The organism is Streptococcus oralis, from assembly GCF_001579525.1.
In the GTDB taxonomy this organism is placed as follows: Bacteria; Bacillota; Bacilli; order Lactobacillales; family Streptococcaceae; genus Streptococcus; species Streptococcus oralis_M.
The window spans coordinates 51,639-72,310 of the sequence record NZ_KQ970789.1; the positions used below are offsets into that span (position 1 = coordinate 51,639).

Annotated in this window: 17 protein-coding genes, 2 tRNA genes, 1 other RNA gene and 1 pseudogene; 3 read left to right on the forward strand and 18 right to left on the reverse strand. The window is 42.2% G+C overall.

The genetic code is table 11. The annotated features are described in order from the left end of the window. Positions 1-284 precede the first annotated feature (284 nt). A complete protein-coding gene (locus SORDD25_RS03800; RefSeq protein WP_061852691.1) occupies positions 285-1,568 on the forward strand; it encodes a uracil-xanthine permease family protein in 1,284 nt (427 codons plus the stop codon). Positions 1,569-1,612: 44 nt separating this feature from the next. On the opposite strand, the gene SORDD25_RS03805 is transcribed toward SORDD25_RS03800, so the two are convergent. The 9 genes from SORDD25_RS03805 to SORDD25_RS03845 form a co-directional block, all read right to left on the reverse strand. Then, positions 1,613-2,518, reverse strand: a complete 906-nt coding sequence (locus SORDD25_RS03805; RefSeq protein WP_061852692.1) for a DMT family transporter — start codon at positions 2,516-2,518, stop codon at positions 1,613-1,615. 8 nt (positions 2,519-2,526) lie between these two features. Further along, positions 2,527-3,462, reverse strand: a complete 936-nt coding sequence (locus SORDD25_RS03810) for a serine hydrolase domain-containing protein (RefSeq protein ID WP_061852693.1) — start codon at positions 3,460-3,462, stop codon at positions 2,527-2,529. Then, a complete protein-coding gene (locus tag SORDD25_RS03815; protein WP_061852694.1) occupies positions 3,459-4,184 on the reverse strand; it encodes a CppA N-terminal domain-containing protein in 726 nt (241 codons plus the stop codon). The genes SORDD25_RS03810 and SORDD25_RS03815 overlap by 4 nt, the downstream gene beginning before the upstream one ends. A gap of 110 nt (positions 4,185-4,294) precedes the next feature. Continuing rightward, positions 4,295-5,164 (reverse strand): aquaglyceroporin Gla, encoded by an 870-nt coding sequence (gla, locus tag SORDD25_RS03820; protein ID WP_061852695.1) that lies wholly within the window; start codon positions 5,162-5,164, stop codon positions 4,295-4,297. A 157-nt stretch (positions 5,165-5,321) separates the two neighbouring features. Continuing rightward, positions 5,322-6,488 carry an ATP-grasp domain-containing protein gene (locus tag SORDD25_RS03825; RefSeq protein WP_061852696.1) on the reverse strand — a complete coding sequence of 389 codons (1,167 nt, stop codon included), beginning with the start codon at positions 6,486-6,488 and terminating at the stop codon, positions 5,322-5,324. A gap of 12 nt (positions 6,489-6,500) precedes the next feature. Then, the gene (locus SORDD25_RS03830; protein ID WP_061852697.1) at positions 6,501-7,241 is read right to left on the reverse strand and encodes an esterase family protein; all 741 of its coding nucleotides are present in this window, start codon (positions 7,239-7,241) and stop codon (positions 6,501-6,503) included. 20 nt (positions 7,242-7,261) lie between these two features. Then, on the reverse strand, positions 7,262-8,086 hold the full coding sequence (locus SORDD25_RS03835) for an alpha/beta hydrolase (RefSeq protein WP_001016809.1): 825 nt from the start codon (positions 8,084-8,086) through the stop codon (positions 7,262-7,264). Between the two features lie 136 nt (positions 8,087-8,222). Next, the gene (gene thiI / locus SORDD25_RS03840; RefSeq protein ID WP_061852698.1) at positions 8,223-9,437 is read right to left on the reverse strand and encodes a tRNA uracil 4-sulfurtransferase ThiI; all 1,215 of its coding nucleotides are present in this window, start codon (positions 9,435-9,437) and stop codon (positions 8,223-8,225) included. Positions 9,438-9,445: 8 nt separating this feature from the next. After that, the gene (locus tag SORDD25_RS03845) at positions 9,446-10,588 is read right to left on the reverse strand and encodes a cysteine desulfurase family protein (RefSeq protein WP_061852699.1); all 1,143 of its coding nucleotides are present in this window, start codon (positions 10,586-10,588) and stop codon (positions 9,446-9,448) included. Between the two features lie 137 nt (positions 10,589-10,725). On the opposite strand from SORDD25_RS03845, the gene SORDD25_RS03850 reads away from it, so the two are divergent. Continuing rightward, positions 10,726-11,151, forward strand: coding sequence for a DUF6556 family protein (locus SORDD25_RS03850; protein WP_061852700.1), 426 nt, complete (start codon positions 10,726-10,728; stop codon positions 11,149-11,151). A 44-nt stretch (positions 11,152-11,195) separates the two neighbouring features. Here SORDD25_RS03850 and SORDD25_RS03855 read toward each other — a convergent pair whose 3' ends face one another. From SORDD25_RS03855 to SORDD25_RS03870, 4 genes are all read right to left on the reverse strand, one after another. Continuing rightward, the gene (locus SORDD25_RS03855) at positions 11,196-13,502 is read right to left on the reverse strand and encodes a DNA translocase FtsK (protein ID WP_081103644.1); all 2,307 of its coding nucleotides are present in this window, start codon (positions 13,500-13,502) and stop codon (positions 11,196-11,198) included. A gap of 86 nt (positions 13,503-13,588) precedes the next feature. Further along, the gene (locus SORDD25_RS03860; protein WP_061852702.1) at positions 13,589-15,541 is read right to left on the reverse strand and encodes a PTS fructose transporter subunit IIABC; all 1,953 of its coding nucleotides are present in this window, start codon (positions 15,539-15,541) and stop codon (positions 13,589-13,591) included. Then, a complete protein-coding gene (pfkB, locus tag SORDD25_RS03865; RefSeq protein ID WP_061852703.1) occupies positions 15,538-16,449 on the reverse strand; it encodes a 1-phosphofructokinase in 912 nt (303 codons plus the stop codon). Before pfkB ends, SORDD25_RS03860 begins: the two co-directional genes overlap by 4 nt. After that, positions 16,446-17,186, reverse strand: coding sequence for a DeoR/GlpR family DNA-binding transcription regulator (locus SORDD25_RS03870; RefSeq protein ID WP_000920645.1), 741 nt, complete (start codon positions 17,184-17,186; stop codon positions 16,446-16,448). The genes pfkB and SORDD25_RS03870 overlap by 4 nt, the downstream gene beginning before the upstream one ends. Before the next feature lie 161 nt (positions 17,187-17,347). On the opposite strand from SORDD25_RS03870, the gene SORDD25_RS03875 reads away from it, so the two are divergent. After that, positions 17,348-17,435: transfer RNA gene (locus SORDD25_RS03875), tRNA-Ser, on the forward strand. 169 nt (positions 17,436-17,604) lie between these two features. Here SORDD25_RS03875 and SORDD25_RS03880 read toward each other — a convergent pair. The 5 genes and pseudogenes from SORDD25_RS03880 to SORDD25_RS03900 all read right to left on the reverse strand — a co-directional run bounded on the left by SORDD25_RS03880 (position 17,605) and on the right by SORDD25_RS03900 (position 20,671). Beyond that, positions 17,605-18,564, reverse strand: coding sequence for a hypothetical protein (locus SORDD25_RS03880; protein ID WP_061852704.1), 960 nt, complete (start codon positions 18,562-18,564; stop codon positions 17,605-17,607). 79 nt (positions 18,565-18,643) lie between these two features. Then, positions 18,644-18,731 (reverse strand) — tRNA-Ser (locus SORDD25_RS03885). A 70-nt stretch (positions 18,732-18,801) separates the two neighbouring features. After that, positions 18,802-19,149: a transfer-messenger RNA gene (gene ssrA, locus SORDD25_RS03890) on the reverse strand. 58 nt (positions 19,150-19,207) lie between these two features. Further along, the gene (locus tag SORDD25_RS03895) at positions 19,208-19,843 is read right to left on the reverse strand and encodes an SGNH/GDSL hydrolase family protein (RefSeq protein WP_061852705.1); all 636 of its coding nucleotides are present in this window, start codon (positions 19,841-19,843) and stop codon (positions 19,208-19,210) included. A gap of 1 nt (position 19,844) precedes the next feature. Further along, positions 19,845-20,671 (reverse strand): annotated as a pseudogene (locus SORDD25_RS03900) (HAD family hydrolase). Position 20,672: the final 1 nt, after the last annotated feature.

The window sequence follows — 20,672 nt, forward strand, 5'->3', positions numbered from 1 at the left end:
TTTACAAAATCAGCCTCGCTTTATTATTTCTAGGATCGGGAAAAATTCGTTTACAAAACGAACCTCGCTCTCGCATTTCCGGGCTCGGGAAAAAATGATTTACAAAATCATTTTTTTCTGCTATACTATCACAAGCAAAGGTTTTTAATGTCATCCTGTGAGGTGACGAAGGCGCAGATTTATATAAATTTTTAAAAGATAGCTATTTTTTAAAAAGTCTTACTCTGAGGGCCTATTGCTGCAAAATAATGGGCTCTTTTTTGGTGCCCAAAAGTGAGGTTTTTATGAAACAGGAATCAACTGTTGACTTGTTACTAGACGTTGATCAACGTCCTTCTGCTGGTAAAGGCATTCTTCTAAGCTTCCAGCACGTGTTTGCTATGTTTGGTGCAACCATTCTCGTTCCCTTAATTTTGGGAATGCCCGTATCGGTTGCTCTCTTCGCATCCGGTATTGGAACACTTATCTACATGATTTCTACTGGCTTTAAGGTTCCAGTTTACCTAGGTTCTTCATTCGCCTTTATCACGGCTATGTCTCTAGCCATGAAAGAAATGGGGGGCGATGTATCTGCCGCTCAAACTGGGGTTATCCTGACTGGTTTAGTCTATGTCCTTGTAGCAGCAAGTGTTCGTTTTGCTGGTACGAAATGGATTGACAAACTCTTGCCACCAATCATTATCGGACCTATGATCATCGTTATCGGTCTTGGTCTTGCTGGTTCTGCTGTAACGAATGCTGGACTCGTAGCAGACGGAAACTGGAAAAACGCCCTTGTAGCCGTTGTTACATTCTTGATTGCCGCCTTTATCAATACAAAAGGAAAAGGTTTCCTTCGTATCATTCCTTTCCTCTTTTCCATCATCGGTGGGTACATCTTCGCTATGATGCTTGGTTTGGTTGACTTTACCCCAGTCCTTCAAGCCAATTGGTTTGAAGTCCCTGGTTTCTACTTGCCATTTAGTACAGGTGGAGCCTTTAAAGAGTACAACTTGTACTTCGGTCCTGAAACAATCGCCATCTTGCCAATCGCTATTGTAACCATTTCAGAACACATCGGAGACCACACAGTTTTAAGCCAAATCTGTGGCCGTCAATTCCTGAAAGAACCAGGACTTCACCGTACGCTTCTCGGTGACGGTATCGCGACATCTGTATCTGCTTTCCTCGGTGGACCAGCTAATACGACTTACGGAGAAAATACAGGGGTTATCGGGATGACTCGTATCGCTTCTGTCTCTGTTATCCGTAACGCGGCCTTCATCGCCATTGCTCTTAGCTTCCTAGGCAAATTCACTGCCTTGATTTCAACCATTCCAAATGCTGTGCTTGGTGGCATGTCCATCCTTCTCTACGGAGTTATCGCCAGCAATGGTTTGAAAGTTTTGATTAAAGAACGCGTTGACTTCAGTCAAATGCGTAACCTCATCATCGCAAGTGCCATGTTGGTACTTGGACTTGGTGGGGCTATCCTCAAACTTGGCCCCGTTACACTTTCAGGTACTGCTCTATCAGCCATGACAGGAATCATCTTAAACTTGATTTTGCCACACGAAAATAAAGACTAATCATCTATACAAACAAAATCCACTCAATTGAGTGGATTTTTTAATTACTTACTCTTTATTTCCAACAGTAAATCTTTCAATGAAATAATGGTTACGGCTAGTAAAATCATAGCCATACCGACAAAATCAATCGCATAAAACTGTTCCTTCATAATCAGAAAGGCAAAGAAAACGGCAGAAATTGGCTCTATGGAAGCCAATAAACTAGACTTAACAGGGCCTATCAGACTAGTTCCCTTTAGGAAAGCTGTATAGGCAAAGACCGTTCCGATGATGATAATCCCAGCAAATGCAAAGAGAAAATCTAAGCTGGTTGGTATGCTGGCTTGCAAAACTCCTGTGAAGGGAATAGCCACTACACCAGAAATAACCATCCCAACACCAATCACCAAAATACTGCGCCACTTCTTAATCAAAGCGATAGGAAGGATAATATAGAGGGCATAGGTCAAGGCAGAAAAGAGTCCCCAGAAAAGACCAGCAGGTGTGACCGACAACTGGTCGACTTTCCCATGCGTCGCAATCAGAAAAGTTCCTCCTATAGCCAATCCAATCGAAATAATCTCAGTCAGTGTTGGAGCTACCTTATCTTTCATACAGGTATAAACCAAAATCCCAACGGGGCATACATACTGGAGAACCGTCGCCGTGCCAGCATTGGTTTCCTGAATAGCAGAAAGATAGGCAAACTGGTTTAAGAAAAGTCCAAATAAGGCAAATAACAAGAGAGAGAAAAGGCTTTTTTTGTCTTTTAAAAAAGCAAGGAGTTTATCCTTTGCGGTCGCATAAGTTAAAAATACCAGAGCCAATCCAGCAATAATGAGCCGCAGATTGGTCAAGACTAGAGCGGAAATCCCGTGTGCCATCAGGTATTGGCCACTGGTTCCAGACAAACCCCAAGCAATCCCTGCAACTACTGTAAATAGAGTTCCTTTTACGGTCTTTGACATGCTTCCCCCTACTCTTCTTGGCGAATCATTTCCATGACTTGGTTTCGATCGACTATCCACTGAGCACGTTCATCCCTCTCATAAGTCCGATTGGATAGAAAGATAATAGCTTCTTGTTTATTACGATTCCACATGATAAAAGTTCCCGTATAACCCGTATGATCCAACCAATCACCTTCCAAATTCCAGGCCAAAGAGCGTTCCCTATCATCTAAGTCTGAAAAATTCTGTGTTAACTCTTCTGCAAATGAATCTTTTAAATAGTGCTCCAAAAAGAGTTTCAAATCAGCCACTGTAGAAAATAAACCTGCACTTCCAGCGTGCTTTCCAAGCACACGAGCCTTAGGATCATGAACGACTCCTGCTTTCTGTCCACGAACAGTTGGAACAGCACTGGTAACTGGTCCAAATCGGGTTTCTCCCATCTTCCATGGATCCAAAACTTGTTCTTCTATAATCTGATCCAAATCTTGGTTAAAGATTTTTTCCAAAAGAAAGCCCAAGAGTAAAAAGTGAACGTCCGAGTATAGGAAGGCCGGCTGACTTCGTCTGTTGAGGTGAAACATGGCTTTTCTCAATTCCTCTGCACTTAACTTGTCCCGATTAGGAATAAAGGGGTCCAGGTCTGTAGCATGGGTCAGAAGTTGTCGTATAGTGATATCGGGATAATCACACTCCGGTAAAAAATCCGTTACCGGTCGATCAATATCTAATTTGCCCTGCTGCCACAAGAAGATAAGAACCGTCCCCACTCCCACGACCTTACTCACACTAGCCAGATCATAAACCAAACCACTCTCGGTCTTCAAGCCCCGTTCTGGATCACTCAATCCTAGATAAGACTCTTTCCATTCACCATCCTTATAATACGCAAAAGAGGCCCCGGGATAAATCCCTGCCTCGATTTGATTTTCTATTTTTCTTAGAATTTTTTCCAACTTCATGCTTCTTCAAACCACAATTCAATGTTATTGGTATCTTTACCAAGGAAGAATTTTTCAGACTTAGGGACAAAGTAGCCTGTCTTTTCAAATTTCTGACGAAGACTGGTTAGATCAAAATTCTTGACTAAAAATTTCAACATCGTCAAGTCCCAAGTGACATTGTTTTCAACAGCCAAATCTGGTCCTTGCCCTTTAGTAAAGGTGATTGCTGGCGCTACTCCTTCAGGATCAAGTAAACTCTCGGTCCCTTCAGGTAAACGCAACTCCATCGAAACCTCAAATTGGCTCAAGTATTTTATACTTGTATTTGAATAAAATTCAGGAACAGTTTCCAGTGGAACCAAATCTCTTATATCATTTTCTGCATGAACAAGGATCACATCCTCTTCAGGAGAAGCAATCTCAAAAGCATACCCTCGATTTCCTTTAAATAAGCGAGGAAGAGACTTCATCTGAGAAAGAAGGGCCTCGATTTCAGAAGGTTTTTCAACCTTTATCAAGAGTCTAGCTAGCTTCTTAAGTCCTTCAACCCTGCGTGTTCGCATGCTTGGAGCCTCTTCTAAAATCAATCTCTCCGTAGCTGTCTGGTCGCCTAGGGAAAGAAAGGCAGACTCTTCCAGCAAAGGTTTCATCCCCAGGGTTTCAATGTAAAATCTTTCATTTAATTTTCGATTATTAACTTTCAAAGTCGGAACGATCCGAACAATCTCATTCACATTCATAAATTCCTCCAACTCTTTTATTTTAAAGGATTTTCGAATATTTTACAAGCCATATCTATTTTATTTAGAAATTTTATAACAAAAAAACTGGGATTCCCCAGTTTCATTTCTTATAGGTAAAGTAGTTTGAATAGTGCTACTGCTGCAATACCCGCTGCAATTGGAGCTACAACTGGAACCCATGCATACCACCATTTTGAATCACCCTTGTGTTGACCAAGAACTGATTTTGGAAGGAGTTCGTGAAGAAGACGTGGTCCAAAGTCACGAGCTGGGTTCAAACCAGGTCCAGTAGGTCCACCAAGTGAAGTTACCAAGGCCATTACTAGGAAACCAAGTGCCAAGTGTGCAACTGAGAGACCAGCAGCTGTATGTGGAGCTACTTGAGCTTTCACTGCCAATTCACTTAAATCAACAGTTTGTCCAGCTTGAGTAGCCATTTGTTTCATGTATTGAAGAACCTCAGCACCAAAGAAGTTTTTAGTCAAACCAAGTGCTGCAAAGAAAAGAACAAATGAACCTACAAACTCATTGAGGAAACCGTTAACAGTAGCTGCAAAACGTGATTCTTTTGTACCGTGGTCGATGCTTGAAATCGTTGAGAAGGTACCCAAGATATTGTTTGGATTTTCTGTTTTCAAGTAGTAAGGACGGTGAGTCGCTACAACCAAAGCTTGACCAAAGATTGCTCCCAAAACTTGTGCTAGGATGTAATATGGTACTTGCTCCCAAGAGAAAAGTCCACTAACAGCAAGTCCAAGAGTGAAAGCTGGGTTGATGTGGTTACCAGATACATTACCAAACATCAAGGCTGGGATCATAACCCCCATACCATAACCAACCGCGATAACGAGCCAGCCACTTTGGTGACCTTTCGTACCTTTAAGTTCAACGTTAGCAACTGCACCATTACCAAGAATGATCAAAATAGCAGTTCCCAAGAATTCTGTGGCATATTTAATAGCCCATGTAAAATCCATTTGATAGATTCTCCTTAAATTTTTTTAGACAATCCTTATTCTATCAATTTTTAAGCCTTTTAGCAATATCTTTTCTAAAAGAATCTATAGAAAACGCTTTATTTAACTTATCTTTAAGAAAAGGACAAAAGGAGTCAAACTCCTTTCATCCTAATCGTTATTCTTGACGTTGACCAAAGTCTACAATCATCTGCTCCATCTCTTGGCGACTTGGAGTGGTCAACATATAAAGGTAATCCCCTTGTAGCTCTGCAAAGGCTGCTGGCATGATTTTTTTGATCTTGAATTGCTGGCTGTATTTAGCAAGAAGGTCTTCTTCTGAATAGACATAGTTGGCATTTGCACGACGTGATGTAGCTAGACAGTATTGAGGTTCAAACTCTGATGCTGGGAACTCTTCTCCTGCAACAATCGCCGCATAACCTCGGTAGAGGTCCAAGGAATGAGCAAAGTTATAAACATCAATGGTAAAGCCACCTGCAGGACGGTTATTGTACTCAATGGCAATGTAGTCATCCCCGTCACGGAAAAACTCGATATGGAAAAAGCGTTCTCTCATTCCAAATTCTTTGACAATGGCCTCGCCATACTTGCGCAGTTTGGGATCCATATCCTTGAGCACATAGTAGGAATTGTCCATCTTATAAATCATCAGATCAAGTGGTGTATGGGCGTAGTCGAAAGTCGTTGAAAAGACGATGTTGCCATCCTTGTCCACAAGTCCGTCAAAAGTACAGATCTCGCTAGAAGTGACAAATTTCTCAAAGAAATACACGGTTGAATGGTCCCATTCAGCCTTAAAGTGATTTACATCGTCTTCTGTCTCAAGCTTAAAGGTTGCTGCCGCTCCCACTCCATTGTCAGGTTTGGCAATCATTGGTAGACCGATTTCTTTCACAGCTTTATCCACATCTGCTTCCGTCTGGATAACAGCACCAGGTACCACAGGGACGCCTGCTTTTTTGAAAAGTTTCTTCATCTCAGACTTAAACTTGGTCTTTTTGAGATCCCCTGGTTTGGCACCAAAGACATTGAATTGTTCTCTGAGTGTTGCGTCCAGCTCAAGCCAGTATTCATTGTGGGACTCGATGCGGTCGATTGGTCCATGCTTGTAGAAAAGAAAAGCTACTGCACGCTTGACTTCGTCTATGTTCTCAAGATTGTCCACACGGAAATACTCAGTTAGGCTATTTCGCAAAGGTTCATCTAGTTGTTCGTAGGGCTCCTGACCAATTCCCAAGACTGTGATGCCTTTATTAGCTAGCTCGATGGTAAACTGTTGAAAGTTTTGCGGATAGTAGGGAGAAATAACAAGGTAATTCATAGGCAACTCCTTTTATAGATACAGGTGTCCAAGAAAATAGGGCATTTGTTTACGCCACCATTCCCAGTCGTGGGCGACATCGTGCCCCCATTCAGCAAACCAGGCTGGAATTTGTTTCTGGTCAAAGGCTTCTTTGAGCTTGTAGAAAGATGGCAGACCATCTTGTTCCCAGGCACCGAGACCCGTGCAAACGACGATTTCTGCCTGACGGTAACGATCGATAAACCAGCCGTCGTTTTGATTCCAGATATAATCTACTGGCGAGTTTTGGTAAATAGCATCATCATTGTAGTAATCACCGACAAAGAAACGTGCGTCATAAACACCACTGAGGGCAATCACCTTGGTAAAGACATCTGGATGCTGGAGGAAGAAATTGAGTGCATGGTAAGCCCCCATCGAGCAACCTGTTGTCATCATGCCATCAAACCAACCTGTCTTGTGCTTGATAAAAGGAATGGCCTCCTCAATCACATAGCGTTCGTAGGCACGGTGCATCTCTACTTGGTCATGACCATTTTTCCAAGTAGCCAACCAGCTCTCGCTGTCCACACTGGATAGGGTAAAGAACTGGACACGCCCCTCCTCGATAAAGGAAGCGCAGGCATCAATCATGCCAAAATCATAGTATTCATTGTGACTGCCACCAGATGAAGCAAAAACCACAACTGGAATCCCAGCGTGTCCATAACGGTTGAGGTACATTTCACGGTTGAGGTGACCACTCCAGTGGCTGAGGTTTTCAATATGCATTGGCTTTCTCCTTTCCTAACTTACCATTTCTCAGCAAAAAATCGAAGACAGTCTGGTAAATTTTCCGACCATGGAATCTCACTATGGATAGCACCAGACTGAACTTTCAAAACAAGATTATCCAAGTGTATTCCACCTGCAATCAAATCATGATAATAGCGAAGCGATGAGTCGATATAGGCTTGCTTGATATTGCCAGCCATCAGAGTCTTGTCCGTATCATCTGCTTCTTCCGTTCCAACATAGATAAAAATGCGCTGTTCAGGCGACAATTTCTTGCGCTCGATATAGCGGTTAAAGGCTTCTTGGTGAAGCCAGTTAGCAGATGAGAAGACACCTAGACAACCAATTCGGTCTTGGTATTCTAGTCCGATAAACTGGGTAATATTGCCTCCTAGTGAAGAGCCAATCATAGCCGTATGCTGCCGATCAGCTTTAGTACGGTAGGTCTCATCAATAAAAGGCTTGACCACCTCCATGACAAACTCGGCATACTCCACACCCTTACCGCCAAACTGCTGGCCTGGAATAGGGGATTCTTGGAATTTCCAAGCCGCATACTCATGCATCCGCCCCAAACCATCATTGTCGATGGCTACAACAATCATGCGACTGATGTCAGGGTTCCGCTTAATGGCTGGAATAATCTTCCAAGAGTGTCCGATATAGGACTCCTTGCTGTAAAAGACATTTTGCCCATCATGAAAGTAAACAACAGGGTAAAAACGATCTGTGTCTTTCTCGTAGTCTTTAGGCAGAAGAACACGCACACGACGCTCCTTTCCTGTATAAGGAACCTTGAGTTTGTGTTCTTTCATTTTTAAGTAAAAGTAGGAATGATTCATTGTCAGAAAACTCTCTATATTCAAAATTTTATCTCATTATACCATAAAAATAGAAAAAAAGTCAGCAATTGTCCATTTTAAGGATAAATAACTAACTTTTTTCATTTGTTTTTCTAAATTCTTCTGGATTTTCTGATTAGAGGAGATTGTCAATCAAGTTATCAACTTCATCTTTTTTTGCTTGAGGTGTAATCTCAGTAATCATGATACCAGCCACTGCTCGCTCAACTAAGCCTTCAACATCCATGCGTTTTTCATACTGCTCTGCATTCTTAATCTTAGGATTGGTCTTGGGACGGTCAGGCGCAAAAATAGTACAGCAGTCTTCAAAGGGTTGGATAGAAATGTCAAAGGTATCGATTGCCTGGGCAATGTCAATGATTTCCAACTTGTCCATCGTAACCACAGGGCGGATGATGGGAGTGTTGGTCACAGCATTAATAGCCTGCATACTTTCAAGAGTTTGGCTCGCTACTTGACCAAGACTTTCCCCATTAATGATAACTAAACCATTTCGCACTTCACGGATACGGTCGGTAAGCCGCATCATAAAACGACGGGTCAAGGTCATGAGGTAGGCTTCTGGCGCTTTAGCCTTGATTTCTTCTTGAATCTCTGTGAAAGGCACCTCGATAAACTGGATATTCCCACCAAACTTGGTCAATTTTCGAGTCAAATCGTGTGCTTTCTTGAGGGCACCAGGACTAGTATATGGCGGGCTGGCAAAGTGAACCGCCTCAATATCTACTCCACGTTTAAGGGCTAGATAACCTGCTACAGGCGAGTCAATACCCCCTGATAACATGAGCATCCCCTTACCAGAAGTTCCCACAGGCAAGCCACCTGCTCCACGAATAGTTTCATAAGAAAGATAAGCCGCTTCCTCACGAATCTCCACCTGAAGATTGATATCCGGATTTTTCATTTGAGCTTGGACATTTGGAATAGCTTCGAATACTGCTCCACCAAGTGTTTGGTTGAGTTCACGACTGTCGAGTTCAAAGTTGTGATCGCTACGCTTACTAGAAATCTTAAAGGTCATGCCTTCTTTATAGATGTCATTCATAATTTCTTGAACAGAAGACTTCAGAACTTCTACAGTTTTTTCAACCTTATATACTGGAGAAAAATTCTGAATCCCGAAGACTTGTTTGAGTGATTCTGCCACTGCTGTGTAGTCGGCCCCATTCAGGTAAGCGTGGGCACGGTCGCGATCTGCGGTTACCTTAACTTGTGGATAAATAGACAATATGTCCGAAATATTATTACGAAGTTTATTGATGAAACGCATACGGTTTTTACCTTTTGTTGAAAGCTCCCCGTAGCGAATCATAATTTCTGAATACTGCATGAATGCTCCTATCTTACTTTTCTAGTTTGATTGTAAATTAATTTTAGCTTGGTCAAGAACTGCTCGACCTGACTCATATCATTTTCTAGGTCTAAGCTGAGGCGTACTGTTGACTGGGCCTTATCCTTGTCCACTCCCATGGCAATCAAGGTACCTGCAGGTTTTCCTGCCTTGGACGAACAAGCAGAGGTTGTCGAAATGAAAATGTCATAGTCTTCAAAAGCGTGAACAATGACTTCACCACGAACACCTTTAATCCCAAAAGTCAGGATATGAGGGGCAAAGTCTGCCTCATCTGAAAAGACAAAAATATCTGGATAATCCAGAAGGGCTTGACGAATGACTGCCTTCATTTGCCCTGTCTTACTAGCAAAGATAGCTAACTTTTCCATAGATAAACGGAGAGCTTTGGCTGTCGCTGCAATCCCTGCCACATTTTCAGTTGTCGAACGATAATCACGTTCTTGGGCACCACCTGTTAAAAGAGGCGTAATCTTCTTGCCAGACTTGATATAGACAAAACCAACACCACGAACTCCGTGGAACTTGTGACTAGAGAAGGTCGCGAAATCCACTCGTTCTGTCAGATACTTTTCGGTCGGAATCTTGGCAAGCGCCTGAACCGCATCAACGTGGAAGGAAATAGTCGGCTTGTCTGCTAACAGTTCTGAAATAGCTTGAATAGGTTGAATAGAGCCAATTTCATTGTTCACAGCCATGACGGAGACGAGGGTCGTATCAGGACGTATCAAACCTGCTAACGCCTCAACATCCACAAACCCTTTCTCATCAACTGGAGCAAAATCTATCTCAAAACCTTGACTTTTCAGCCAGAGGGCTGACTCTTTGACTGCTGGATGTTCAATGGCTGATACAATGATGTGCTTGCCAAACTGGGCTTTTTCAAAGGCCACACCCTTGATGACCCAGTTATCTCCTTCTGTACCACCAGAAGTAAAGAAGATTTCATCACTTTTCTTCCCAATCAAATCTGCAATTTGCTGCCGGGAAGCATCTAAAATTCGTGTTGCCTGATCTCCCAAACGATGGAGACTAGACGGATTTCCTACAATTTTTGAAGCGACCTGCATGTAGGTCTCAAGGGCTTCCGGATAAGGCTTGGTCGTTGCCGAATTATCAAAGTAGATCATGTTTTCTCACGCTTTCTAAAATCACTCCTTCTATTGTATCACGAAAAGAGACCTGCGACAAGAAAGGGAGGTTTCTCTTTTTTTAAGATTTTTTTAAAGAAATGAGGTATAATAAATCATAATTAAAGGAGAGTATCATGTCTAACTATCGTAGAACTTCAAAACCAAAAACAGAACACATCAAAAAGGGATTTACTGTCTTTCAAAAAACGATTGCTACCATCGGCAGTATCCTTGGCCTCATCACCGCTACTATCACCATTATGAACGCCATGGATAATAACAAAAACAACAAAAAAGAACCGACGACAACCCAAACAACTGTTGTCAAGGAGATTCAAAAGGAATCCCCTCAGGAAAATACTACTCCTAACAAGGACAACACTTCTACTAAAGAAAATACCTCGCAAGAAGAAACTTCTCAATCCAATAAAAAAGAGGAGAAAAAAGAAGAACAGAGAACAACAACTCAGGACTCTTCTACACCAGCTACAAATAAAGAAACAAGCGATAATGGAACACAGTCAAATACGACGAGTTCTGAAACTAAAACGAACCAGTAATCAAAAAAATAACTTCTTTCCAAACTTGGAAAGAAGCTATTTTTTTATTGTTGCAATACTTTTCGTGGTTTGGTTCCTTCAGCTGGACCGATAACACCTGCCATTTCGAGTTCTTCCATAAGGCGAGTCGCACGATTAAATCCAACTGACAAACGACGCTGAATCATCGAAGCGCTAGCTTTCTGGGTTTCGATAACCAAAGCCTTGGCTTCTTCAAAAAGCGGATCGCCGCCAGCTTCTCCGTCAGAGATATCTCCTTCATTTTCAGGAACATCTCCTGGGTCAAAGCTTTCATCGTAGTCCGCATCCGCCTGAGCCTTGATGAAGTTTACGATACGTTCAACATCATCATCTGAGATAAAGGATCCTTGTAGACGGACTGGGTGATTTTCATCAATTGGTTTAAAGAGCATATCTCCTCGACCAAGCAGTTTTTCTGCTCCATTCTCATCCAAGATAGTTCGTGAATCTGTACCTGATGAAACTGCAAAAGCCACACGAGATGGGACATTGGCTTTAATGAGACCAGAGATAACATCAACCGATGGACGTTGCGTTGCGAGAATCATGTGAATCCCTGCAGCACGCGCCTTCTGTCCAAGACGAATGATGGCATCTTCCACTTCCTTGCTAGCCACCATCATGAGGTCTGCCAACTCATCCACAATGACAACAATCAAAGGAAGCGGCACTTGTTTGTACTCAGATTGGCTATTGAATTCCTCGACCTTGGCATTGTAGCCAGCGATATTTCGCACACCAACCTTAGCAAAGAGTTCATAACGATTTTCCATCTCATCCACGACCTTTTGCAAAGCCTTGCTGGCCTTGCGTGGATTGGTCACAACTGGGATCAAGAGATGAGGAATGTCATTATAAACCGATAGCTCAACCATCTTTGGATCCACCATCATAAACTTGACCTGGTCTGGTCTTGCTTTCATCAGAATGCTAGCGATAATACCGTTAACTGCAACTGATTTCCCTGATCCCGTCGAACCTGCAACAAGTAGGTGGGGCATCTTGGAAAGATCAAAGGTTCGAGCCGTTCCATTGACAGCCTTACCTAGAGGAATTTCGAGGAGATTTTCTGGTTTAGTCTGAGACTGTTCCCAGAGTTCACGGAAGGAGACGGTTGCAATCTCAGAGTTAGGCACTTCGATTCCGACTAAGGATTTACCAGGTATTGGAGCCTCAATCCGAACATCCTTAGCTGCTAGAGCTAGAGCTAGGTCATCTGCTAAGTTAGAAATGCGGTTCACTCGAACACCAACGGCTGGCTTGACTTCATACTTGGTAACAGATGGACCGATTTCAGCCCGTTCCACCGTTACCTTGATACCAAAGCTAGCAAAGGTTTCTTCTAGGATTTTGATATTTTCTCGAACAATCTTCTTTTCCTTGGATTGATCTTTGGGTTTATCTGGCGCAAAGAGTTGCAAGCTTGGCAGTTTGTATTCAAGGGCTTCTTTGGCAGAAAAATCAACCTGCACCTCTTCATCCTCAAAGTCTTCTTCCACATCTGGAACGTCAAAATCAGTTTGAGGGAGGATAATCTCCGGTTCGATCCACTCTTCCTCAGGAATTGGGGGGAAATCGTAGTCTGGTACTTCTGATAAGATTTCTCCCGTTTCAGGATCTACAGGAGGAAGCGGTAATGCATCCTGTTCTTCTTGTTCTCTCTGAATTCTTGCTGCTTCTTCAGCTTCTTGACGTGCCTTTTCTTCTTCTCTCTTGATGAAACGTTCCTGTTTTCTCTGTTCCTGTTTTTCCATGAATGATCTGAACTGCGCTCCAATAAAGGCTGCAACATCATAAATAGACCAAGGACTAATCAGGAGAATCCCAACTAAAATCAAGAGAACCCCAATAAAGTACGATCCGATATTGGAGAAAAGAAAGGCTATGGGGATATAAAGTCCGACACCAAGCAAGCCTCCACCAGCGAAGCTAGTCACCCGCATACCAGTCAGGTCCGTCATAACTTGAGCCAAGGTTCCTTTTAGAACTGCCTGCTCCAAGCCAAATTTCCAGACAAGATAGGCCTCAAAAATTAAGAGTAAGCCAGCGAAGATACAGAGAAATCCTGACAGAAGTCCTTCTTGCTTACGTATCCATTTAAATAGAAAGAGATAGATAAGGAGGGCACCTATAGCCACATAGGCCAAACTTCCAACCAACAGTCGAATGAGATTATAAAGGGTAATACCCGCCGCACCAAGCTTGAGGGCTGCAATAATCAACAATAAGGCAATCCCTAAGGAAATCAACATCCTCTGAATAGCCTGTTTTCTTTCGAGTTCTGCTTTAGACGGTCTCCGTCTTGTTTTTGTAGTATTCTTGTTTGCCATTCTTCTATTATAACATATTTCACAGCCATTTCGAATAGAGAAAAAGATTGCACCAAATGGTAACAATCTTTCTATTCTAATCCATTTTATGCTTGTGGTTTGCGTAGGTAACCATAAACCACACCACTTACGATTGCACCAACCAAGACAAAGGCAAGGTAGAGAAGGGCATTTGAAGTAAGAGCGATGACGAAGATTCCTCCGTGTGGCGCCATGAGTTTGATTCCTGCAAGACCAACGAGTCCACCTGCTACTGCTGAACCAAGGATAAAGCTTGGAATCGCACGAGCTGGGTCTGCTGCACCAAAAGGAATTGCTCCCTCAGTGATAAATGACAAGCCCATGATGATGTTTGTCAAACCAGAGTTGCGTTCTTCCTTAGTGAATTTATCTTTGAAAAGAAGGGTTGCGACAAAGATAGCAAGTGGTGGCACCATTCCTCCAGCCATAACTGCTGCCATGGCTACAGAACCACCTGAAGAAACAGTTGCTGCAAGCGTACCTGTACCAAAGACATAGGCCGCTTTATTAACTGGACCACCCATATCAATAGCCATCATTCCACCAAGAACGATACCAAGAAGGACAGCTGAACCGCCTCCAAGACCGCCTAGGAAGTCATTCATCGCAGTGTTGATTGCTGCCATCGGGATGTTAACAGCTAGCATGACAAATCCTGTTAAGATTGTTCCAAGAAGTGGCAAGAGAAGGATTGATTTAGCACCTTCAAGTGAACGAGGAACTTTAACGTATTTCTTGATAGCAAGAACTAAAGCACCTGCGATAAATCCACTAACAAGGGCACCTAGGAAACCGGATGAGACACCTGCAAGAGTTGAAGTTGCTTCACCACCTGCGGCATAAGAAATTTTACCAAAGGCAAAACCTTCTTTAGCAATAGCACCAGCCACGAAACCAGCTACTAAACCTGGTTTTTCAGCGATAGAGTAGGCTACGTATCCTGCAAAAACTGGAAGCATCAAGCCAAAGGCTGCTCCACCAATTTTCATGAACATAGAAGCTAGTTCATGGTAGGATCCGAGATTGCCAAGACTATCTTGTGGCACACCCATAGCACCATCAATCAAGAAAGCAAGGGCAATCATGATACCACCACCGATAACGAATGGCAACATTTGAGATACACCACTCATCAAGTGTTTGTAGAAGGCACCACCAAGACTTTGTTTTTCATTGCTTGCTGTTGCGGCTTTTGCTCCATTAGTAGCACGATAAACTTCAGCATCTCCTGAAAGAGCCAAGTTGATCAATTCTTCCGTCTTACGGATACCGTCTGCAACTGGACGGTTAACCAAAGGTTTTCCATCGAAACGATCCATCTCAACAGCCTTGTCAGCAGCGATGATAACAGCTTTGGCCTTGCGAATGTCTTCTGCAGTTAGTTGGTTCCCAACACCACTAGCTCCGTTTGTTTCAACCTTGATCCCAACTCCCATTTCAGCAGCCACTTTTTGAAGGGCTTCTTGGGCCATGTAAGTGTGGGCAATACCTGTCGTACAAGCTGTAACAGCTACGATAAAGTCGCCAGAGTCATTGGCAGGTGCTTGAACAGGTTCCTCAGCTTTTTCTGAAGCTTGGTCAAAGAGTTCGATAACTTGATCTGCAGATGTTACTTGACGAAGTTTGTCAGCGAAACCATCTTTCATCAAGTATTGAGATAATTCTGCCAAGGCTGCTAAGTGAGTATCATTGGCACCTTCTGGAGCAGCAATCATGAAGAAGAGGTCTGTTGGTTGCCCATCCAAGCTTTCGTAGTCAACACCCTTGTTTGACTTAGCAAAGAGAACCGTTGCTTCTTTGACAGCAGAGTTTTTGCTGTGAGGCATAGCGATTCCATCCCCCAATCCAGTGGAAGTAAGAGCTTCACGCGCTAAGATTCCTTCTTTAAAGGTTTCAAAATCTGTCACATAACCGTGATCCACCAAACTTTTAATCATCTCTTCAATGACAGCTGTTTTTTCAGTTGCTTGCAAATCCAGCAACATGACACCTTTTCTCAATAGGTCTTGAATTTTCATCGTTTTTCTACCTCAACTTTTTCATATGTTTCTTTAATAAAGTCCGCTGTTGCCAAGTCATCCGAGAAGGTCGTTGCTGTTCCACAAGCTACTCCCCATTTGAAGGCCTCTACTGCGTCTTTAGATTTGACAAACTCACCGGTGAATCCAGCGACCATAGAGTCACCAGCTCCCACTGAATTTTTGACTGTTCCCTTGATTGGTTTAGCGAAGTAAGCTCCTTCAGATGTGACAAGGAGTGCACCGTCACCCGCCATAGAGATAATGACGTTTTGAGCTCCTTTGGCCAGTAACTGACGAGCATAGTTCTCGATTGCATCTAAACTTTCGAGTTTCACTCCAAAGATAGCTCCAAGCTCGTGATTGTTTGGTTTAACCAAAAGTGGCTGGTAGTCCAAACTATCAATCAAGGTCTGTCCTTCAAAGTCACAAACCACTTGCGCACCAGTCTGGCGTGTCAAGGCAATCAAATCTTTGTAGATGACATTACCTAGATTCTTAGCACTTGAACCTGCAAACACAACCGTATCTTCTGCTGTCAGACTAGATAAAATAGCTTTCAATTCTTCTAGCTGAGCCAGTTCCACATTTGGACCAGTCCCGTTGATTTCTGTTTCTTGGTCTGCTTTAATCTTGACATTGATGCGAGTATCTTCTGCTACTTGGACAAAACGAGTCTCGATTTCTTCCTCTGAAAGGGTATCTGTGATAAATTTACCAGTAAAACCTCCGATAAATCCAGTCGCTGTATTAGGAATATCCAAGCGCTTCAAAACACGGCTAACATTGATTCCTTTCCCACCAGCATACTTATCATCACTGTCCATACGATTGACACTGCCGACTTGAACTTGCTCCAAGCGCACGATATAGTCTATAGATGGATTAAGTGTGACTGTATAAATCATACTTCTATTACCTCCGTTTTCTTCTTAATAGCCTGCAAGAGCTCATGCCCTTGACTTGTGATGACAATAGCGCGTTTAAGTGGTGCGACCTTGGCAAAGCAAGTTTGACCAATCTTTGACGAATCCACCAAGACATAGGTTTGTTTGGCATTCTCCAAAATGGCACGTTTCACAGCTCCCTCCTCCATATCGGGAGTCGTATAATAACCATCGTCCACACCATTCATCCCGATAAAGGCACGGTCAAAGTGCAATTGATTGATTTGGTTAAGAGCAACACCACCGATACATGCATCTGTTGCCATCTTGACACTTCCTCCAACCATGACTGTTGGAATCTGTTTTTCAACCAACTGAACCGCATGGTGAATGGAGTTGGTCACAACTGTGATATTCTTATTAACCAATTCCTTGATTAAAAAAGCAGTTGTCGTTCCAGCATCGATAAAGATAACATCTTTTTCCTTGATAAGAGAGGCTGCTTTCTGAGCCAGTAGCTTCTTCTCTTGAAGGTTTTTGACAGATTTTTCTTGGATGGTTTCTTCTTCCTGCAAGGAGTGGGGCAATTCTGCTCCACCATGCACACGGCGAAGTTTGTTTTCTGCCTCCAACTCATCCAAATCTCTTCGTACTGTCGATTCTGATGTTTCTAATAGACTAACTAATTTTTCTAGGGAAACTACATGATGTTGATTTAACTCTTCTAAAATCAGTTGCTTCCGCTCAGTTTTTAACACCAAACCACCTCCTGTTATCGTTTACACTATTCATTCTAGCACATTCTCTACCAAAGTCAAGCATTTTTTATCATTTTCTTTCAAATTCTATCATTTTTCTTATTTCCAAAATTTTTATTGCAAGATAAGTGGCTTTATGGTAGACTATTTGAGTAAGTATTGGAAGATTACTCAAGAGGCTTAAGAGGCCGTGTTGGAAACGCGGTAGGCGTGTAACAGCGTGCGTGGGTTCGAATCCCATGTCTTCCGTAGAATAAAGAAAAACTGCACCTTAATGCAGTTTTTTTATCGTTCTAAGAACAATATCTAGAAATGAAAAGCTGAGTTACTCTAACTATCACACCACATTTTTGTATCCTAATTCATAAAAAAACAAGTAGTTTATTAAGACTACTTGTTTTTCTTCTAAATCTTGTGATTAGATACTACTTTTATCTTTTTTATCTGAAGATTTGTCTGTTGATTTATCAGTGGATTTGTCTGAAGATTTATCAGAAGACTTGTCTGTAGATTTGCTCTTAGATTTTGTAGAGTTCTTACGATCAATCTTATCATATCCCTCAGTAGTATCCATTAACTCAGTTGATAAAGTACGATAATCTTCTTGAGAAATAAGCCAATTTCCATCCTTATCCTTGGTTAGTTTGATTTCTGTATCAAAATCTCCAGTAGTAAGAGGTGTAAGAGCAGCTTCAGCATCTACATCACTGTAGGTAGCAAAATCTTTTCTAAAGAGGTGTTCGTAAATCCAATATGTTACCAAAGTTTGGTAACGCTTGATATCAACATTTGATCCAGCTTGATTGTACTTACCTAGGTTATCAATACCCCCAATGAGAATCGTTAGAACTTCTCTGACTGATGAAGTCAAACCTTTAGAATGCAATTTTTTAGAGTTAAAAGTTACAGTTGCAGTATTGCCAGATTCATCAACCTTCACATCCTTAACAGTATAAGAACCGATATCCTGGATTAACTTGCGTTTCATCTTCAAGAAACCTGAAATGGTTTCTTCTGGTGTTTCTACAGGGAAATCTTTGTGCCATTGTACTGAGTAGGTAGACGCAGGTGAAAGACCTTCTTCTTTGATTTTTTCACTTGTTTGAACTGCAAATATGGCTTCAGTCCATTTTTCATAGGTTTCGCCATAAATCTTCTTAAATCGACTAGAGTCGCTAGTGAGAACTGAGTCTAAGAGAATTTCAGCATCTTTTGTAACTTTTTCTTTAACTTCTGCTGCTTCATCTTTTTTCTCAACTTGTTCCGTATTCTCCTTGTTATCAGAAGAAGCTTCAGATGACTGATTAGAAAATACCGAACATGCACCCAAGACAACTGTTGAAAGTGCTAAGATGCTTAGTAACTTGATCTTTTTCATGTTTCACCTCATTATGAAAATTTACTCTTGGAGACTACCTCCAAGGATAGTTGTTTAGAAAAACACTGGGTTTATCTAACGGAGAATGGGGGATTCGAACCCCCGCGCCAGTTACCCGACCTAACGATTTAGCAAACCGTCCTCTTCAGCCTCTTGAGTAATTCTCCACTAACACACTAAAGTAATAGGATACATCGAAGGATACAATTTGGAAAAAATCTACTGTATCCCTGTTCATAATGGAGCCGGTGGGAGTCGAACCCACGTCCAAACACCTGCTAACATATTTGTCTACAACCATAGGTTATGTATTGTTTTAACAGTCCCTCGACACATAACTCAAGCCTAGGAACTGCGAGTCTATTAATCTCTTATCAAACCACTAGACAAGGCTTGATCGTATCTCGCTAATCATAAGACCTGTCATTGAACACGAGCAATCCAAATCAGGTCACGCCTGCTGGTTTTTAGGCAGCTAGAGCGTAAGAAGTGTTATTTTTTGCAGTTATATTTAACTGAGCGTTTACGTCGCCACACGAGTTGCAAAATATGCCTCATAATGCCTGTCGAATCCGTAACGACCCCAGGATGTTAGAACTATTATAACCTATCTTCAAAAAAAATGCAAAATCAAGCAGTTTCTTTAGAAAAGAACTCCTTTTAAGGCTTCTGATAAGGCTTGATAACCCGCTATACTTAGATGAAGGCCATCCGTTGTATAGGCTGATTGGAGTTGTCCTTCTGTATCTATCAAACTATCATAAATTGGTACAAAATCTACCTGCATATAGGCGGATGCTAGAGCCTCATAGGCTTGATTCCATTCTCTAATCTTTTCATTGGTTCGGATATAAACAGTCTGCTTGTATTTCTCTCCCTCATTGACTGGCAGAATGGAAAAGAGCTTTATCTGTGACAGCGGAAATTCTCGAGCAATCGATTGGATCACGTTCTCAAGATTATCCAAAGCTTCATTCATGGAAATATCTTTTCCAATATCATTTGTCCCAATTAGGAGAACAATTTGATCCACAGCATCACCATAAAGATGGGCATCCAAATTCTCTAATAAAAGTCTCGTCTGGTAGCCTCGGATGCCACGATTAACAATCGTCTTGGTACCCCCAAACAACTCTTGCAGAGGGTAATACTCCACAATCGAATCACCAATAAAGATAATATCTGGCTCTAGAACAGAAACTTGATTCAATTCACGATACTTGGTTTGAATCTTTTCCTGCTCCTTTAAGAGCCAATTCTCTAATAACTGTACTGCCACCTTATCCCTCTTTCTCTAACCAATTTTCTAGGACCTGATAAACACCCGCCTGGCTGTTAGCTGGTGCTAGGGCAGTCGCAACTGCCTTGACCTCATCAGCTGCATTTTCCATGGCATAGCCAATTCCAGCCAGTTCTAACATTTCGACATCGTTTTCACTATCACCAAAGGCCATGATTTGTTCCGATTTCAAATTCCAGCGCTTGAGTAATTCTTCCAATCCCCATGCCTTGTGAATACCAGTTTGGAGGATGTCAATACACCCATAACCGCTAGAAACGGCTCTTATATGACCATTAAAGAGGTCATTGATTTCCTGCAAAACAGAACTAGAGCGTTCTTCACCAACAACCTACTCATCTTTAACACTCCACCGAAGAGGTCAGCTTGCAAGTCTTCCACAAAATTCATTCGTTGATAAAATTTTTCAATCATCTCTGGTGTCATAAATTTTTCTAGGTCTGTAAAAACAGTCCCTTTCTTGACAAAACCACCCTTCATACCTGTTACGACAAACTGATCTCGGCACTCTCTCCCTTTAAAATGAACTAAAGCCGTGTCAACCATAGCATCATCCCAGGTCTGCGCTTGAATCAGTTTATTGTTTTCAAAAATACGCGCCCCATTGGCAACGACCAGAACTACTCTACTCGCCAAGTGTTCTAGTAATTGCCTCATACGGTGAACTTCATTCCCCGTCGCAATGACAAAACGGATATCCCTTTGATCCAGCTGATCTAAAATCTTTTCCAAGCGGGGTAGATCTAGCTGCCCTCTCGGGTCTAGCAAGGTTCCATCCATGTCTGTTGCAATTAATTTAATCGTCATC

What these genes read in the sequence shown, in the direction of transcription:
- SORDD25_RS03855 (WP_081103644.1), bottom strand. Translation starts at nt 13,502, where the DNA reads ATGGCAAACAAGAATACTACAAAAACAAGACGGAGACCGTCTAAAGCA.
- SORDD25_RS03830 (WP_061852697.1), bottom strand. Translation starts at nt 7,241, where the DNA reads ATGCATATTGAAAACCTCAGCCACTGGAGTGGTCACCTCAACCGTGAA.
- SORDD25_RS03810 (WP_061852693.1), bottom strand. Translation starts at nt 3,462, where the DNA reads ATGAAGTTGGAAAAAATTCTAAGAAAAATAGAAAATCAAATCGAGGCA.
- pfkB (WP_061852703.1), bottom strand. Translation starts at nt 16,449, where the DNA reads ATGATTTATACAGTCACACTTAATCCATCTATAGACTATATCGTGCGC.
- SORDD25_RS03805 (WP_061852692.1), bottom strand. Translation starts at nt 2,518, where the DNA reads ATGTCAAAGACCGTAAAAGGAACTCTATTTACAGTAGTTGCAGGGATT.
- SORDD25_RS03815 (WP_061852694.1), bottom strand. Translation starts at nt 4,184, where the DNA reads ATGAATGTGAATGAGATTGTTCGGATCGTTCCGACTTTGAAAGTTAAT.
- SORDD25_RS03845 (WP_061852699.1), bottom strand. Translation starts at nt 10,588, where the DNA reads ATGATCTACTTTGATAATTCGGCAACGACCAAGCCTTATCCGGAAGCC.
- gla (WP_061852695.1), bottom strand. Translation starts at nt 5,164, where the DNA reads ATGGATTTTACATGGGCTATTAAATATGCCACAGAATTCTTGGGAACT.
- SORDD25_RS03825 (WP_061852696.1), bottom strand. Translation starts at nt 6,488, where the DNA reads ATGAATTACCTTGTTATTTCTCCCTACTATCCGCAAAACTTTCAACAG.
- SORDD25_RS03860 (WP_061852702.1), bottom strand. Translation starts at nt 15,541, where the DNA reads ATGAAAATTCAAGACCTATTGAGAAAAGGTGTCATGTTGCTGGATTTG.
- SORDD25_RS03800 (WP_061852691.1), top strand. Translation starts at nt 285, where the DNA reads ATGAAACAGGAATCAACTGTTGACTTGTTACTAGACGTTGATCAACGT.
- SORDD25_RS03850 (WP_061852700.1), top strand. Translation starts at nt 10,726, where the DNA reads ATGTCTAACTATCGTAGAACTTCAAAACCAAAAACAGAACACATCAAA.
- SORDD25_RS03880 (WP_061852704.1), bottom strand. Translation starts at nt 18,564, where the DNA reads ATGAAAAAGATCAAGTTACTAAGCATCTTAGCACTTTCAACAGTTGTC.
- thiI (WP_061852698.1), bottom strand. Translation starts at nt 9,437, where the DNA reads ATGCAGTATTCAGAAATTATGATTCGCTACGGGGAGCTTTCAACAAAA.
- SORDD25_RS03835 (WP_001016809.1), bottom strand. Translation starts at nt 8,086, where the DNA reads ATGAATCATTCCTACTTTTACTTAAAAATGAAAGAACACAAACTCAAG.